Here is a 16648-nt window from a genome sequence, read left to right as displayed (position 1 = left end):
TCACTTCTTCAGGATAAAATCGATTTTTACCCATAAAGAAAAACACCTCCTAAATTGTCGAATACTTTTACATACGACATAGGGGGTGTTTTTTCCTGTCTCATATTATTGGGTCACTCTACATTTATGCTTGGGCTTTAAATTTTATTTTTTTGTAACTGGAAAATGAACTTCCAAAATTGAATCAGGGTTGTCCACTTTGAAGCCTTTACCGTAATACTCGCATTCAAATGCACCAGATTTCTGATAATCCGATTTTGGTAACCACTCATTATAAAAATAGTTAAAACCTTTACCAATTTCTTTAGCTTCGCCTTGATACCTTATAATGCAATACTCTTGTTCAGGCAGCTCTTTAACCACCATGCCTTCAGGGATTTCACTAGTATCTGATACAGCCACAGCTACCGTATAATGAAACCGATTCCCCAATTGCCAACCTTTTGGAAATTCAATGAGCCCATACTCTTCATGCTCGTTTACACGGTTTGAAATTTGATCCGATACTTTATTAAACTCTTCCCAAAGCCCTGGAATAGAGTTCGGTACATCCTTTTTCATGATTCCGTACGTTTTAATTTCCATGCCGATTAATATGACTTTGCTGCGTTTTTCTACTTTTACGTCCATATGTACCTCCCGTACCAAGTTTACCCTTATTATATCAGTTCTAAAGTTTTACTATAACTGGTAAACTAGAATTATCAGTAATAGGAGGGATAACGATGGGATTATTTGATGGCATGATGGGAAATGCATCTGAAGTTGATACTCAAGAGGTCCAGGAGGAATTATCCGAACTACTCGCTTCAAGTGAACAAGTCGAGCACGCTTATAAACTGATCCGTGACTTATTTGTTTTCACGGATAAACGCTTAATTCTAGTAGACAAACAAGGGATGACTGGTAAGAAAACGGAATATCATTCCATTCCTTATAAGAGCATTACCCACTTTGCAGTAGAAACAGCCGGTACATTTGATCTCGATGCTGAATTAAAACTTTGGGTATCGGGGAGCTCCACTCCAATTGAAAAGACATTTAATAAACAGCTTAATATCTATAAAGTTCAAGCAGTTTTGGCAGAATACGTATCATAGAGCGGGGATTTCATGTCCCTGCTTTTTTATGGGGAATTTTCTTTATTTATGAGGAATTTCAGAGGACTTATGTGGAATTTAAAAATTTTATGGGGATTTAATCAATTTACTAAGATTATACCTAGTTCCTTTCCCCACTCCAGTGCGTGGTAGTTGGAGATTCTTAAATATTTGCTTAATCACTTCACGATTTTTCACCGCTAAAAAATCCTGTGCTTCTGAATTAGATATCGTCTCATTGACTAGTAATGAATAGTCTCTAAGACCACCTATATGAGCATTTCTATCCCCTTTATCACACCTTAAGCAATACCACGTCCCCCACTTCCTATCCACCGGCAAATATCCACACCCCTTACAACGCACACCTTTCTTTAAATCTTCATACACCAATCCAAACTTCTTCATCAAGTCCTCATTATTGGGTGTATGGTCACGTAAAAATAAGTCTTTCATTCGTACCATTTCTTCACAGGATAATACCCTGTCAGTGACAGTACGACAGAGGTTTTGATATTTAAAAATGAATTCTTGGATTGGTACAACCTTTCCTAAATGAAAGGTATCATTCGCATCAATACGTAAAATGCCATTGCGGCTGGCAGATACGACTAACGAATAGATCGGAACATCTAGAAATCCATGAAGTTGCAAATAATTCTCGAGTTGAAATTTATGATGGGAAACTTGAAGGAGAGGGTTAGGGAAGGATTCGGAAACATCTTTCAGCACGCGAATCATCTGTTTGGTGTCTTTATTAAAATATAGGTCTCCGGATATATTTTTCACCTCAACAATTAAAATGAACTGTGGCCTGAGTAAAACAGTATCCATTTGGAAGTAGTAGCTACGCCAAGGTAACCTCAAATCATAAAAGCACTGCAGTGTTTCATCATCAACCAAATTAACATAGTAATCCATCGAGCGTTCACCACGATCGCCGATACTCACAACTCTTAGTTTTTCCTCTATGTCTGAAAGACTACTATGGGTCTCTATACATCGTCTACTTAATGCTTCTAGCCTCCACAACTTCACTGGTAAATCATGATCTTTAGCGATCAATTACATCAGTCCTTTACTTTATAATACAAAATTATAAAAATTTTATAAAAGTTTGACAAGTACTTTTGACCCAACACTAAAACACGAAATTCGGCCCTCTTATCTCACGTCTAAAAGCCGATACAACGCATAAACATGTAAGGCAAACAAATTTTAGGAGGTATTTATGCTGAAGAAAATTTCTTTGTTAAGTCTGTTGTTTATTCTTATTTTTGGCAGCTTGTTCACAACCGTCAACGCCAAGAACATCTCAGACCCTAGACCTTCAAGTGAAGCTGAATTAGATGGGTCCATTTCAATCATGGGTAAAGCGACAAATGGAAATGAGGAGACACCAGGTGAATGGTATATAGGAGCCACACCATCAAACTTGGATCCAGCTAAACCGGTTCTCCTTTTCGTTCATGGGTTAAACAGCACAGCCCAAGTCTGGTGGGAGGACAGTGATATGTATTCCACGGCTTATAATGCTGGTTACCAATCAACTTTTATTCAGCTGTATGACGCCGGTGGTCAAAACGAGGATATGTGGGACAATGGTCAACTGCTTGCCGACAAAATCCAAGAGATCTTCAGCCATTTTAACGGAAGGCCCATTACAGTTGTTGCCCACAGTAAAGGTGGCGTCGATACACAAACAGCGCTTACATATTACGGCGCGAATCAATACGTAGATAATGTGATCACCTTATCGAGCCCACATCATGGCTCACAATTAGCTGATTTATCCTATAGTTCATCAGCAGGTTGGCTAGCGGACCTTATAGGAGCTAAAGGTGATGGAACTTACTCCATGCAAATGGCAGAGATGGAGGCATTCCGTAATCAAACCGATGTTCAACCTCTTGCGTATTACAATGATTACTATACCTTAGCAGGAACCGCCTGGGGATCGATGTTTACTTCTACTTTCTACGGAGGGATGTACTTATCACAATACGGTTCGAACGATGGTGTCGTTACCGTTGATAGTAGCCGACTGCCTGGAGGTCAAGAATTAGCAGTAGGTGATTGGACGCACACAGAAATCCGATCTGGCATCACCTTCCCTGTGTTTGAAAATTATTTAGCAGATGCACAGGTGACAAACCTAACGTCATCTAAGGAGAAAAAGAAAAACAAGAACATTAAAACTAATCAGTGGGTTGATGGTGGAGAGTTAAAAGGAAATAATCAACTTTCCATGTTTGTTGAAGATGGAGTTGAAGAAATAAATATAAACCTAATGACAGCAAAACAACCTGAATCAATCACACTTGTATCACCATCCGGCCAAGAACATCCTGCAAGCTTCAAATCTACTAAACTTACAGAAGGAATTTTTGTTAATGCAATTAACCACCAAACAGCTATTAAATGGCCTGAATCTGGTGAATGGCATATCGAAGTTAAGGCGCAACCAGATGACGCGTATCTATTATTAACCGACTATAAAACAGATAAAAAATTCAGCTTAAATAAAAGTATTAAACGTAATGCAGCGCTTGACCTAACTTACAATTTAAAGAGTGATTCAAGTAAAGTTAAACCTCAAACCATAGAAACAACCTACCACGTCACAGCTTCAGCTAATCCGATCGAAAGCTATACCTTTTCAAAAAAAGGTAATGCGATACAGCATATTAAACTTGATCAACCTGACCAAGTTTACAATATAACTATTGAGATTGAAGGGCAAACCCGATCTGGCGAAACTTTCAAACGTACGATTATTGAGTCTGTTAAAGTTCCAGGCCCTCCTCATAGATAACTTGAAATCCCCGTTTTTCGGGGGTTTCTTTTTGTTATACTGAAAAAAAGTTTATTAAACTGCAACAATCCCTCCGTTAGTTCGTTAGTTAAGTAGAAACAAAATAGAAAGGAGCGGGCTCGGTGAACGATGAAGCAAAATTTCAAATCAATCAATGGTACGAAGAATACAATAATGACCTTTACCAATATATCTTTTACTTGATTCGCGACCATGACCAAGCCAAGGACCTACTACAAGACACGTTCCTCAAGGCGTATAAAAAATACGATACGTTCAAGCAAGACAACACCAAGGGCTGGCTATTTCGTATCGCAAGGAACGTTACCATTGATTTTGTTAGGAAAAAGCATCCTGTCAGTTACTTAATGGATACACTTCCTGCGAAACAAAGTCACGACAGCGCCCCTGAAAAACACCTTGCACTAAACGAGTCCGAACAAGAACTCTATCAAGCACTCGGCCACCTTAAGCGCTCTTATAGAGATGTCATTGTGCTAAGAAAAATTAAAGAGTTCACTGTTTCTGAAGTCGCTGACATCTTGGGATGGAATGAACAAAAAGTAAGAGTTACCCTTACCCGTGCACTTCAAGCCCTTAAGCGACAGCTCGAAAAGGAGGGATACGAGCATGAAGCATTATAATGACAACGAACTGATCGACCAGCTTAAGAACATTAATGAGAAAATTTATTTGAATGATAACGAGAAGCGTGATGTACTCTTAAATATTAATGAGAAAATCGACACGCAAAAAACTAGGCATGGAGGTTTTTTAGCTAAAACTTTGACCTTTGCTATAACTGGTTTAGCCATCATGTTGTTTATGTTTTTAGTACCTCAATTCATACAACATGACTCGAGCCAAGGTTCACCAGAGGAAACAAAAGCGATCATCCCTGAGAATATAGCAGAAGTACAGCAGCCTCCTTTTGATTATATGTTGCCATCTTACATTCCTTTTTCGGTGGAGGAATCGAATGCTCAATATCAGGTGTTTATCTCCACCATTGAAGAGCGAAAACGAGGCATTTCAATCGATTATATAGCGAATGATAATGAGTCTATTCAAATTCACATAGAAGAATCGGGTACGGATACACTTGAGAACGCAGAAGTTATTGAATCTGACTCTGGCAGAACGTACAAATACTTTGAAAACCCTGATACAAACAGACAGTTTATATCTTTCCAGGACGGTGAACAAACTTACAGGGTCATTGGTGAACTGAGTTCAGAAACTGGGGAGTATCCTTACACCAAAGATGAATTAGTGAAAATCGGAGAGTCTTTTGTACCATTTGAGATTCCTGAAGAAAATAACCAGCACTCAGAAAAATCAGCTATACTGCCAGAGAATTTCGATGAAGTGCAAAAACCTAATGCGGATTATAAATTACCTTCATACCTGCCAAATGAGATTAAGAAATCAGAGGCAACTGTTGAAAATTTAGAAGATCATAAACCGCTCTACCTTAATCAATTCACGGTCAATTACTATAATGATATTGGTGATAAGATTGTCATGGATATCCGTGAAACTGATGCAGGAACCATTGATTATGGTGGCGAAAAAATAGAACGACCTAACGGAAATGTCTATGAGTATGAAAAACATGACAGCCAAAACCATGCGCTTCACTTTACAGAACAAAATGTAGCATACATTGTTTATTCTGTACCTAACCTTGAAACAGACAGTGATTACAATTTATCAAAAGAAGAACTCATCAGAATCATGGATTCACTCGTACCCGTAAACACCCAAAACCTATCGTCCCTACAGTAATTTAACTAAATGGCCTAAGAATTGCAGTTAAAATTCTAGGTCATTTATTATTTTTACTGAAACATGATCGCTATTGATTCGTTAGTTAGGTGGAAGGGAAAAATTAACTAGGAGGTAGTCATATGAAAAAATTTATTTTAATCATATTCGTTTTATTGATATCACTCTTGATTGGATGTGGAACAACTCAAAGCCAAGGAGATCAACAATCATCAGATGAAAAGAATGAAGAACAGAACACAGGTGATCCATCTAATAAAGAAGAAAAATCCAATGAAAACACAGATGAAAAAACAGCAATTTTACCGGATAATAGAGACCAAGTAGAACAACCACCTTTTGAATATAAGTTACCGTCAGAATTACCATTTAAAGTTGGTGAGGCTGAAGCACAAATGTTAAACAATCCTGAAAAATCAACATATCGATACAGTGTCTTGTATATTCCTAAAAATGGTGGAGGGGCAGTTGAAGTTGAAGTTTATGGCGAAGTTTCTGAGGATATCGAACTTAAAAACCCTGAAACCATTAATGGTGTCGAATATGGATTCGAAGAAACAAAAGAATCTCGATTATTGGAGTTCCAGGACGTTAATAAATTCTACTCTTTATATGCAGGGGCAGACCCTGATACTCGTGAATTAAGCATTTCAAAAGAAGAACTTGTTGAAATCGCGGAATCATTCGTTCAAGTTGAAAAATAGTCCCTTTTAAAAAACTTGGCTTATTGCCAAGGTCTTATAACCTCTAATCAAGATGTGCAAAAAAACTTCCATGTGAGAACATACGCTCCATGGAAGTTTTTTTAATAGAATATACGACCTTTCTTTTTGGCCTTCTTAGCTAACATCCCACCTATTAACAGGGATATACCACCAAAGACCCATGCGACTCTTGCTGAGGATTGAAACAAAACATATGTAACCGTTTGTTGCCAATTAGTCATATTAGGTGGTTGAAAGAGTAACGCAATTACGCCACCTACTACAATCAATACACCAACGGTAATGAGAAATCGAGAAAAGAACCTCATTCTTAATCCTCCACAATTCTAATTATTCCGACTTTTGTATTATTCTAACATAAAATCTTGTCGAATAGAATTAAGAAGTTAAAATTTAGCAATAGAAACTTGAATCTATATATTAATTACACTCATATTTCCTTTTAATTTCGGTCTTGAAACCTTTTTTCAATTTTCTTCATCTTTACTCTCTAAATGCTCTGTACAGTTAAACAACTCCAACATCCAATCCTTACCGAGGTATTGAAGTTTTGTTAGGGATGTATTCCCTAAATGGAAATACTCTTCCACATCTTCAACTAATGCATTTAATACTTGTCTTATAAAAGATCCATGTGAAATAATCAAAACATTCTCATCTGGGTGTTTTCCAACTATTTCTTGGAGAAATTCCATTCCACGCTTGACTACACTGTCATAACTTTCAATACCTAAATCCATCTGACGCCAGTTTTCTCCCCATTTTTCAATGCGTTCTGCTTTTGTTGTTCCTTCAATCAGACCACCACTAGCTTCACGAATTCGAGTATCTTCAATAACCTTTGCTCCAATTTGTTCAGCAATAACATTCGCAGTCTGTCTAGCACGCTTTAGGTCACTGGAATAAATGACATCCCAATCTTCTTCTTTCAGTCGTGCTGCTAATTTAGCGGCATCCACTAACCCTTGCTCATTTAAAGGAATATCAGAACTTCCTTGTGCTCGTCCAGCTACATTCCAATCTGTAATCCCATGACGAACCACACCGATTAAAGTCATTAATCACACCACCCAATTCATTAATTGTTATTAAATAATAACATAAAAAAATGCCACTAAATAGCAGCATTTTATATACTAATTTCTGGTACATACCACATCAATTTATTTTTACCTGAATTTTTTGCTTGATACAATGCACGGTCAGCTTTTCTAATTAAATCATCCACTTTAATTCCATCATCAGGTGCAATAGCGACACCAATACTTAATGTCACATGATAGATTTTGCCACGAACCTCCCAGGGTTCAGCAGATGTTCTAATTAATCGCTCTGCAACTTTTATGACATCATCTTCAATGCTAATTCCGTTGATTAGCACATTGAATTCATCTCCACCAATACGAGCAATTAAATCATCATTGCGCAAACTGTTGTGAAGACGTTTAGACAGATGTTGCAAAAATTCATCACCTGCATCATGTCCTAAATCATCATTAATCTGTTTGAAATTATCACAATCAAGATATAAAACCGCTAATTTATCTTTTCCACTAAGCTGCTCGATGCTCTTCTCTAATTCTTTTTTAAAATATCTACGATTTGGAATGCCTGTTAATGGATCATTATTAGCTAAATAGAAAACCTTCTGCTCAGCTTCTTTTCGTTCTGTAATATCTATTAGCACACCTTCAATATATAACAGATTTCCATAATCATCACGTGTCACAGTCGTTCGATCGTCTATCCAACGTACCTTACCGTCTGCAGTAATTAATCGGTACTCTTGTTTATATTGATCCACATGATTCTCTAAATATTCTTCAACTTCCGCCTCAACTCGAGGTAAATCATTTGGATGAATAACCATAGAAAAATCAATATTATCTTTTATGAACATCGCAGGTGTATATCCAAATTGATTAACATTGTTTGATACATAATCTATCGGCCAGCCTTTTTTAGCTTGCCATCGAAAAATGACGGCCGGACTATTCTCAATGACTCGATTAGCCAGCTTTAACTCATCTTCTGAACGCCTTTTATCGATAATGACAGCTGCCAGATTACCAAACTGCTTAAGGAATTCTAACTCATCCTCAGATGGTTTACGACTTTCTTTTGAATGAAAAGCCAACGTACCAAACAACTCATCATTTGCAGAAATGACAGGAATAGACCAACAAGCGTGTAAGCCGTTTGCTTGAGCAATTTCTTTATAATCTTCCCAACGTGGGTCGACCATTATATTTTCAACGATTACTAGCTCTCTATAGTACGCAGCAGTACCACATGAACCAGCAAGCGGTCCAACTTTTAAGCCGTCCATAGCTTTTATATAGGACTCTGGTAACTGAGGCCCAATTGGTTTTTCAAGACTATGTAATTGCTCATTATATTCACAGAAAGATGAATATATATTAGGCATCACATAATCTATGGTCTCAGTTAGTTTCTCTAATATGTTTCTAAGAGTCATGTCCTCAATTGCTAGCATTTCTATTATTTTACTTTGCTCTTTTAGAAAATGTTGAACATTTAGCTGGTTCATGTAGGTCCCCCGCTACAATAAAATTTGCTGTATCGTTATAAAAAATATAACGATAATTATATAAAAACTATACCACTTTTTTAACAGAATGGAAGGTATTCGACAAAAATTTTACAAAAATTTGGATAAATCTAACTTTTTCCATTTTTAATTAGTTACTAAATGGGTATTTTAATAGAAGAGGTGATTTCAGATGTCAGTAAAAATTAAAAGAATCTATGAGGACGCTTCAAAAAATGATGGAAAAAGGGTATTGATAGACCGGGTGTGGCCAAGGGGCGTCTCTAAGGAAAAAGCGCAGCTAGATGAGTGGTTGAAAGAAGTCGCACCAAGTTCAGAATTGCGTAAGTGGTTCGATCACGATCCAGATAAATTTAATGAATTCAAGAAAAAATACAAGAAAGAAATAAAAGAAAATCAAGAGCAAAAAGATGCTCTTGATCAACTTATTAAATGGTCATCTAAAGGAAACTTGACTTTACTTTTTGCTGCCAAAGAAGAGAAGTATAATCACGCGCAAGTTCTAAAAAAATTAATAGAGAAGGAATAAATTATTCAGTCAAAAATTCAGAAATCCCTTTTACTAACCCTTCAGCCAGAGGTAAATTCGGGTTAGAATAGGTTTGCAAATTACCTACTCGATCTTTTGGTGACTCTTTCAGCACGTGATTCATTTCCTCAACCTTCAGTAGTTTTGCATTCGGTTGAGCTGCAGTTAAGTGTGAAGCTTCTTTAACTGAAACTTGTAAATCATGTTCACCTTGCACTACCAAAATTGGTAATTCCAATTCAGAAATTACTTTTTTGGGGTTATATTTCATCCAAGACATCAAGAATGGCTGTATACTTGGTGAGAATAAATTTTGAAGTTTAGGACTCACATCTTCAACCACGTTACCTTGCTTTAACTGCTCAAAAATTTTCTTAGATTCTTCTAATAACTCTTGGTTAAGTTGCTCTTCCAATTGATCAAGCATAACTTGATCAATTGGTTGACCTGCACCAGATAAAGAAACAAAACGATCTGCTCCAACTTCTTGAATTGCCAGCATCCCAACTAATGAACCCTGGCTATGACCCATCACGTATACCTCAGAAAAGCTGTCATTATCCTTTAATTTGTTTAGCCACGCCTTAGCATCATTAACGAAATCCTCAAACCTGATTTCTTCATTTGGAATAACGGCCGCCTGATTCTCACCCGCTCCACGTTTACTATAGCGAACGGAAGCTATTCCTAAATTTGCTAACTCTTCAGCTAACATCTTCAGACTATTATTTTCACCTGGCATTGTTGCTGAATTACCATTTCGATTGGTTGGCCCTGATCCAGGAATAATTAATGCAACTGGGTAAGGCCCTTCCCCTTCAGGAATTAATAATTCACCTTTTAACTCACCGTTTTTCGTTTCTACAGTTAAAAAGTTTGTTTCATCTCTCTCATCTGGTTGTTCTGCAACTTGACCACGATCTAAGTAAAAAGAAAATGATTGACCTTGTTGTGTAAATGTCCCTTCAATCCGGTCCTCATTTTTAAACGAACCGTCAAAAGCTATTTCTTGTCCTGATAAATCCATTTCAAAAGAAACATATTCTTCATCCAACTGAATCTCAGATAAAGAGAAATCCATCAAGTTTTGAACTGGAATACTAATACTGCCGCTCAATTCATTATCATTTTTAAACTTAATAATAATATTTAGTGGTGTATTAGGAACTTCTATGGCTCCGTTCCACACGCCTTCTATTTGAAATTTTTTTTCAGAACTTTCGCTTTCCTTTTCTTTGTCCAAACAAGCCACTAACATTATAACCATTAACAGCAATAACCCCACTACTATTTTTCGCATACTATAGTCCCTTTCAATGTTATTTACTAACAATAACGAAATAGATGACTATAAGGTTTCAAAAAAATTCACTTTTGCTATTGATGTTTTGACTAACAGGTAACCAATTAATCCTCCTAAAGTATTTAAAATCAAATCATCGACATCAAAACTACCAATTACAAATAAAAACTGTAGGCATTCATAGGTAAAACTAAGACAAAAAGCAGCTAACACTGTTTTCTTTAAGTTTCTGAAGCTATTAAAAACTAATGGCACCAAGATACCAAATGGAATAAAACCAATTATATTACCTGCTAGATTTGAGATAATGGTATTTATATGCACTTCCGCTTCAAATAAATAAAAATAGATCGTGTCGAATGGAACAAAATTACTGAAATGAAGAGCCAAATCAAAATCACCGAATCTCTCCACCATCATATTTATTTGATATTTAAACAAAACCCGTTGCGTCAACATTATGATATAAAAACCAAAAACAATATATAAGAATGGTCTTGTTAAATTCTTCATTCGTTACTCCCTTTATATTCTTTTTGAGTAAGAGGATAAATAGATAAACTTTGAATGATCATGGACAAAATAATAGCTCCTATAGTTAACGATAGAATAAGCTCATGATCTGATCCAGAATACTTGTCTTTAAACATGAGTAATAACGCAACAGACACTGTTCCTTTGATTCCGGACCATGTAATTAAATGAACATCCTTAGATTTGAAGTTTTTCTTAAGATTTGGCACAACTTTAAAAATGATTAATAGGACAAGTTCACGCGCGATTAAAGATAATACAAAAATCGCAACCATCCAGCCAAAGTGTTCTATTTTAATTAGATTAAACGCTTCAATCCCCATCACTATAAACAGAATCGAAATAATGACTGGATTGATATTTTGCCAGAATCCATCCAGATAATCTCGATATTGGTCTTGTTCTGAATAATTTTTAATCTCATACGACAACATGAACCCAGCTACCACTGTTGCTAACACACCTGATACTCCAAAGTGCTCAGCCAATAAAAAGCTTCCATACGCTAATACGATACTAACCATAACCTGATATTCACGATGATTTAACCAAAATATGATTTTACTAAGTATAAACCCGAAAATCGCACCAATAGCTACGCCACCTAAAGAAACCAGAAGAAATTCTCCTAAAAATGACAGTACACTGAAACTTTTCTGCTGCGAAAATATCCCTGCTACCACAGTAAATAGCACAATACTCGTCCCATCATTGAGCATGGATTCCCCCTCGACCACATCAGCTAATTGGTCTTTATTGGTGGAAGTTTTTAATATGTTAACGACAGATACTGGATCAGTCGGTGTTAAAATTGAGGAAATCAACAAAGCAGATAGAAAACTTATAGATAATCCGATTCCAACCAGGCCATAAATCATCACAGATAAGGCAAAGGCAGTTAAAAGCATTCCCACCGTGCTTAAAATAATAAATGTACGATAATATTTTTTAAGATCTCTTAAAGGAAATTGATATGCGGAAATAAATAATAATGCCGGTAAAAACCAATGGAAAATCATTTTTTCCGTCAACTTCACATCAGAAAAATAAGGAATAAACGATAATATAATTCCGACTAATAATAGGATTACTGGTACTGGAAAGTATTCTTTTTTCCTATCTATAGCAAACACAATAAAACCTATTAGTATGAAAAATATAATATGGTAGGCACTCATACATCTCACTCCCTACCTTAACTATACCCGTTTCCTTAAAATGAAATCGTAAAGAAAAACCAAATAATCATGGCGAGCTGAATCACAACTTTTGCTACTGAACCACTTAGGAATCCAACAAACGACCCAATCGATGCTTTCAAAGCTTCTTGAGACGTTCGCTGCTGAATCATTTCAGTAATAAATACAGCGATAAATGGTACAAAAAGGATTCCAAAAGGCGGAACAATAAACGAGCCAACGATCACCGCAACCGCTGCGATCTGTTCTCCACGCTTTGATCCACCAAACTTTTTTACAAAATAGCTATTGGCTATAATATCAGCACCTATTAAAATCACGGTAAAAATAATCATAATCGAATAAAAGAACCAAGTTAAATCAGCACCCTCTATGAAAAAGTGATACGTTACAAAACCAAGCCAAAGTACGAGAACGGATGGAATGATTGGAAATATAATGCCCACGAAGCTTAAAATAAAAAATGTAATAATCAAAATCCATATAAGTATATCCATTTAATGTTTTCTCCTTCTTACTTAAATTTTTGAAACGATATATCGAACGATTATGCGTGATAACACACAACCAATCAAAGGTATAAATAGAATTCCCCAAATACCTAATGTCTTAAAACCTAATGCCACACTCAAAATTAGCCATGCAGGTGCCATTCCTAATAAAAATGATTGCTTAGCGACGGGTTGCATGTTCATTTTCTTCCAATTAAATAAATCAATAAAACGATGGGTCATCACCTTTCCCCAGTAACTTTTAAGTAAATTACCTGTCAGCATTAACATTCCAACCCAAAACAATACCTTAAACACATTAGGAAATGTTAGGATTCCAAACAGCCCTACTCCTATAATTTGTACATATAATAGAACCCAGTTTCTGTTCCTTAAAAGTGATTTAAAATAAACTTCCCGATACCCACTTTCAGGCAAATACCCATTAAATATTTTTCTTGAGTTAGGGAAGAGCCAGGGTTTTTTCCTCGTACGACTTGGCGATTCTGCTAAAAACTCTGGTGCGCCTACATAGGTTGATTGTGCCAGAATGATATGCGTCAATTTGCTTCGTTGATTAGCATCTAGCTCAATCTCTTTATAAAACTTAGGTTTAAGTTTTGAAGCTAGATTCAAATAAAAGATATTGATACTGACTAAAAGGATTAGTGAACACAGCGATCCTAAGGTGGTTGTAGATATGAATAATACTGAACTCCCAACAGCATATAATCCAACATATGAAAGTGCACGAGTCCACCTATATTGGTAAACTTTTAAGTCTCTCATAAGTGCGTTCGCTAGATTATGCAGTAAATAACTTACACCACCAAATAAAACTATGTGTATAGGTCCCCATTCCAAATATAAAAGTAATATAGGTGAAAGTATCAGAATTAAAATTACGGTTCGAATAAAGGATATGACTAAATAGTACTGTAATCGATAACGTATTAACTTACGAATTAAACTTTTTTTCTGCCACAGATAAAGCACATCTGCTTGATGTAGAAACGAATGTTGAAAGCCAAGCAATAACAAAAATCCAATAACTAAAGCTAAATTTATCTCATTCACACTATGAAGCCAATCCGCTTCCAACGACCACCAGCTATTATAATGCAGGAAAAATACGAAGAGTATCGGAAGGATTATATAGATTATGACTGCCCAATCAATAGCAACTCGTTGCAAACGACGAAAAAACTTAAGATGATGTTTTAACCTTAGTCTAAACAAATCTTTACCAGTCATAGCGATCGCTCCATCAATACTTCAAAACTATCAAATAAATTGGCACTTTCTAATTGAGCTGTTTCTCTAATATCCTCTAACGTCCCTTGAGCAATTATTTGTCCACCAGACAATAAAATAAACCGATCACAAATTCGTTCTGCCGTATCAAGCATGTGAGTCGACATTAATACGGCCGCCCCTTGTTCTTGTTCTTTCTCTAGCAACTTTAAGAAGTCATTCATTGCCTTTGGATCCAGCCCTATGAATGGTTCGTCAATAATGTACAACTGTGGTTGAGTAAGAAAAGCTAAAACGATCATAAGCTTCTGCTGCATGCCTTTAGAAAATGTACTAGGTAATTGATGGATGACTTGATCTAATCGAAACATTTCAAGAAGAGGCTTAACCCTATTATTCAATGTGGTTTCATCTAGTTCACAAATTGAGGCCGTAAATTGAATATGTTCCCATAATGTTAACTCTTCATAAAAAACAGGTTGTTCCGGGATATAAGAATAGCGCATCTTTTCGTCACCAAATTGTACTGAACCATTTATGTGATCAAGTGTCCCTAGAGTTGCCTTAATGGTTGTGCTCTTGCCCGCGCCATTTGGTCCTATTAATCCTACTAATTCACCTGATTGAATACTAAAGAAAATTTCCTTTATTATAATTTCATTTTTTCCATAACCTGCATCAAAGATCTCAACATCTAAAACGTTCATCATAAGCCCCCTACCATTTAGCCATTTAACTCCATCCTTACAAACTCATATGTACTACCATTTGTCTCTTGCATAAATGTATTAACCTGTTTGAAACCCGTTTTCTCATAAACCTTTATGGCGCGTTGATTAAATGTAGCAACAGATAAACTGAATTTACTAGAGTTAAACGTAGATTTTGCAAAATCCATGCCTGCCTGCAGAAATTCTAATCCATTACCACTTCCAGTAAGGTCCGGTCGCATCCCTAACCCTATATCAATGAATTCACCTTGTTTGTTGAAACTAAAAAATCCAATTAAGTCGTCATTTTGTATAACAGCATAATAATTTTTTCGCTCATATGGATTGATAAATTCATTTAAATCCTCTTCATCTGCTTCCATGTCATAAAACGAATAATCTCCATCGTAATGCCAGTTAAAAGCTATTTCATCAGCTTGATCCTGTGTCATTTCCTGAAACTCATAAGTCATGCTTTTTCACCCGAACTTCTTTCATAAATTCTTTTACGTCTTTTCTAGTTTTTAATATGTACACTTGTTTATTAGGATAGCGACTTAACTTTTCATAAATTAATGGACGTTTTTTTTTCCGAAAATCCCAAACAAACTTGATAAAGTCCCAGTTCAACCGTTCAGTTCCCGCATTCATGTCTGGACGTTTCTTGTTTCGATATTGCCAAACTCTTTTAAAAATACGATACATACAAACCCATCTAGGTAAGTCAAAGAAAACGACAAAATCAGCCCTCTCCAGCCTCAAGTCCAGTGTTCCTGCATAATTTCCATCAATCATCCATGTTTTCTGGTTAACCAGTTTTTTAGTGATTTCTATTTGTTCGTCACGAGGCACACTTACCCACCCCGGTTTCCAAAATATATTGTCCAAATGATAGAGTTCTAGATTTAAAATCTCTGCTAGCTCTGTGGACATAGTTGATTTACCAGACCCTGGTGAACCAATTAATATAACTCTTTTCAAAAACATCACCTCATTAAGGTCTTTGATCCCATGGTTCAAGTTGTCCGATGATATGTATATTCTGTCCGCTTTGAATGGCTTCAATGACACCGTTTGAAATTTCCTTATGTGTCAACCATCTTGAGTGGTTATCTTCAATTTTGAACCCTAGTTGAACTTGATGATATGTGCAGTTCTTCGGAGTAGAGAGCTTTTCTCTGATTGCATGTAAATTTGTACTACTCCCTAACACATGATAAAGATTGAAAGGCTCATCTTGCTTAGATAACTCATTAACTAATACACACATAGGTTCACCTGGTACATTGTGAATCCAGGCTACCACCAGGTCCCAATCAAACGTTTGATTGATTTTTTGACGAAATAACTTTTCGTCTTGATAATCCACATAAATTGGAGTAATTTTATTAGGTCGCTCAAGTAACTGACTCATTTTCCACTTAGTTCGACCAACCACATATACTTCATAATCATGGTCAGAAAGCCAAACAGAGACATTCGCTAACATACCTGAACCACCAATAACTAATGCACGTTTCATCATCTCACCTCTACCCAAAAATTATAACACTAAATTCCAAAATCTTCTTTTAGATTGATAACATGGATTTCGGTTTACTGATACTAATTTTTAATATGAAGAAGCC

Annotated in this window: 20 protein-coding genes; 6 read left to right on the top strand and 14 right to left on the bottom strand. The window is 36.1% G+C overall.

What is annotated here, in order from left to right; genetic code table 11:
- Positions 1 to 144: 144 nt before the first annotated feature.
- Positions 145 to 630, bottom strand: a complete 486-nt coding sequence (locus E3U55_RS06810; RefSeq protein WP_134339680.1) for a GyrI-like domain-containing protein — start codon at positions 628 to 630, stop codon at positions 145 to 147.
- A gap of 95 nt (positions 631 to 725) precedes the next feature.
- Here E3U55_RS06810 and E3U55_RS06805 point away from each other — a divergent pair, with 95 nt between their 5' ends.
- Positions 726 to 1100 carry a PH domain-containing protein gene (locus E3U55_RS06805; protein WP_134339679.1) on the top strand — a complete coding sequence of 125 codons (375 nt, stop codon included), beginning with the start codon at positions 726 to 728 and terminating at the stop codon, positions 1098 to 1100.
- 87 nt (positions 1101 to 1187) lie between these two features.
- On the opposite strand, the gene E3U55_RS06800 is transcribed toward E3U55_RS06805, so the two are convergent.
- Entirely contained in the window at positions 1188 to 2165 is a 978-nt protein-coding gene (locus tag E3U55_RS06800; RefSeq protein ID WP_134339678.1) for a nuclease-related domain-containing protein, read from the bottom strand.
- Positions 2166 to 2331: 166 nt separating this feature from the next.
- Between E3U55_RS06800 and E3U55_RS06795 the strand changes: the two genes are divergently transcribed.
- The 4 genes from E3U55_RS06795 (at position 2332) to E3U55_RS06780 (ending at position 6407) form a co-directional block, all read left to right on the top strand.
- Positions 2332 to 3915 carry an esterase/lipase family protein gene (locus E3U55_RS06795; RefSeq protein ID WP_134339677.1) on the top strand — a complete coding sequence of 528 codons (1584 nt, stop codon included), beginning with the start codon at positions 2332 to 2334 and terminating at the stop codon, positions 3913 to 3915.
- A 122-nt stretch (positions 3916 to 4037) separates the two neighbouring features.
- Positions 4038 to 4559, top strand: coding sequence for an RNA polymerase sigma factor (locus E3U55_RS06790; RefSeq protein ID WP_228547491.1), 522 nt, complete (start codon positions 4038 to 4040; stop codon positions 4557 to 4559).
- Entirely contained in the window at positions 4546 to 5703 is a 1158-nt protein-coding gene (locus E3U55_RS06785; protein ID WP_134339676.1) for a hypothetical protein, read from the top strand. The genes E3U55_RS06790 and E3U55_RS06785 overlap by 14 nt, the downstream gene beginning before the upstream one ends.
- A gap of 122 nt (positions 5704 to 5825) precedes the next feature.
- Positions 5826 to 6407, top strand: coding sequence for a hypothetical protein (locus tag E3U55_RS06780; protein WP_134339675.1), 582 nt, complete (start codon positions 5826 to 5828; stop codon positions 6405 to 6407).
- 101 nt (positions 6408 to 6508) lie between these two features.
- Here E3U55_RS06780 and E3U55_RS06775 read toward each other — a convergent pair whose 3' ends face one another.
- From E3U55_RS06775 to E3U55_RS06765, 3 genes are all read right to left on the bottom strand, one after another.
- The gene (locus E3U55_RS06775) at positions 6509 to 6736 is read right to left on the bottom strand and encodes a hypothetical protein (RefSeq protein ID WP_134339674.1); all 228 of its coding nucleotides are present in this window, start codon (positions 6734 to 6736) and stop codon (positions 6509 to 6511) included.
- A 159-nt stretch (positions 6737 to 6895) separates the two neighbouring features.
- Entirely contained in the window at positions 6896 to 7486 is a 591-nt protein-coding gene (locus E3U55_RS06770) for a histidine phosphatase family protein (RefSeq protein WP_134339673.1), read from the bottom strand.
- A gap of 71 nt (positions 7487 to 7557) precedes the next feature.
- Positions 7558 to 8979 (bottom strand): sensor domain-containing diguanylate cyclase, encoded by a 1422-nt coding sequence (locus tag E3U55_RS06765; protein ID WP_134339672.1) that lies wholly within the window; start codon positions 8977 to 8979, stop codon positions 7558 to 7560.
- 193 nt (positions 8980 to 9172) lie between these two features.
- Here E3U55_RS06765 and E3U55_RS06760 point away from each other — a divergent pair, with 193 nt between their 5' ends.
- The gene (locus E3U55_RS06760; protein ID WP_134339671.1) at positions 9173 to 9529 is read left to right on the top strand and encodes a DUF488 domain-containing protein; all 357 of its coding nucleotides are present in this window, start codon (positions 9173 to 9175) and stop codon (positions 9527 to 9529) included.
- 1 nt (position 9530) lies between these two features.
- Here E3U55_RS06760 and E3U55_RS06755 read toward each other — a convergent pair whose 3' ends face one another.
- Genes E3U55_RS06755 through E3U55_RS06715 form a run of 9 tightly spaced genes read right to left on the bottom strand, consistent with a single transcriptional unit; the run spans position 9531 to position 16542 of the window.
- Complete coding sequence (locus E3U55_RS06755; protein ID WP_134339670.1) at positions 9531 to 10829, bottom strand: alpha/beta hydrolase; 1299 nt, start codon at positions 10827 to 10829, stop codon at positions 9531 to 9533.
- A 48-nt stretch (positions 10830 to 10877) separates the two neighbouring features.
- Complete coding sequence (locus E3U55_RS06750) at positions 10878 to 11345, bottom strand: VanZ family protein (protein WP_134339669.1); 468 nt, start codon at positions 11343 to 11345, stop codon at positions 10878 to 10880.
- Positions 11342 to 12544, bottom strand: coding sequence for a cation:proton antiporter (locus E3U55_RS06745; RefSeq protein ID WP_134339668.1), 1203 nt, complete (start codon positions 12542 to 12544; stop codon positions 11342 to 11344). Before E3U55_RS06745 ends, E3U55_RS06750 begins: the two co-directional genes overlap by 4 nt.
- Positions 12545 to 12579: 35 nt before the next feature.
- Complete coding sequence (locus E3U55_RS06740; protein WP_134339667.1) at positions 12580 to 13062, bottom strand: DUF456 domain-containing protein; 483 nt, start codon at positions 13060 to 13062, stop codon at positions 12580 to 12582.
- Between the two features lie 21 nt (positions 13063 to 13083).
- Positions 13084 to 14310, bottom strand: coding sequence for an ABC transporter permease (locus tag E3U55_RS06735; protein WP_134339666.1), 1227 nt, complete (start codon positions 14308 to 14310; stop codon positions 13084 to 13086).
- Positions 14307 to 15017 (bottom strand): ABC transporter ATP-binding protein, encoded by a 711-nt coding sequence (locus tag E3U55_RS06730; protein ID WP_134339665.1) that lies wholly within the window; start codon positions 15015 to 15017, stop codon positions 14307 to 14309. Before E3U55_RS06730 ends, E3U55_RS06735 begins: the two co-directional genes overlap by 4 nt.
- A 17-nt stretch (positions 15018 to 15034) precedes the next feature.
- Positions 15035 to 15493 carry a GNAT family N-acetyltransferase gene (locus tag E3U55_RS06725; RefSeq protein WP_134339664.1) on the bottom strand — a complete coding sequence of 153 codons (459 nt, stop codon included), beginning with the start codon at positions 15491 to 15493 and terminating at the stop codon, positions 15035 to 15037.
- Positions 15483 to 16001, bottom strand: a complete 519-nt coding sequence (locus tag E3U55_RS06720) for a DNA topology modulation protein (protein WP_134339663.1) — start codon at positions 15999 to 16001, stop codon at positions 15483 to 15485. Before E3U55_RS06720 ends, E3U55_RS06725 begins: the two co-directional genes overlap by 11 nt.
- Before the next feature lie 13 nt (positions 16002 to 16014).
- A complete protein-coding gene (locus E3U55_RS06715) occupies positions 16015 to 16542 on the bottom strand; it encodes a Rossmann-fold NAD(P)-binding domain-containing protein (RefSeq protein WP_194840835.1) in 528 nt (175 codons plus the stop codon).
- Positions 16543 to 16648: the final 106 nt, after the last annotated feature.

Source organism: Filobacillus milosensis, from assembly GCF_004402015.1.
Taxonomy (GTDB): domain Bacteria; phylum Bacillota; class Bacilli; order Bacillales; family Alkalibacillaceae; genus Filobacillus; species Filobacillus milosensis.
Note: the sequence above shows the minus strand (reverse complement) of the source record. Positions and strands in the feature narration are given on the sequence as shown.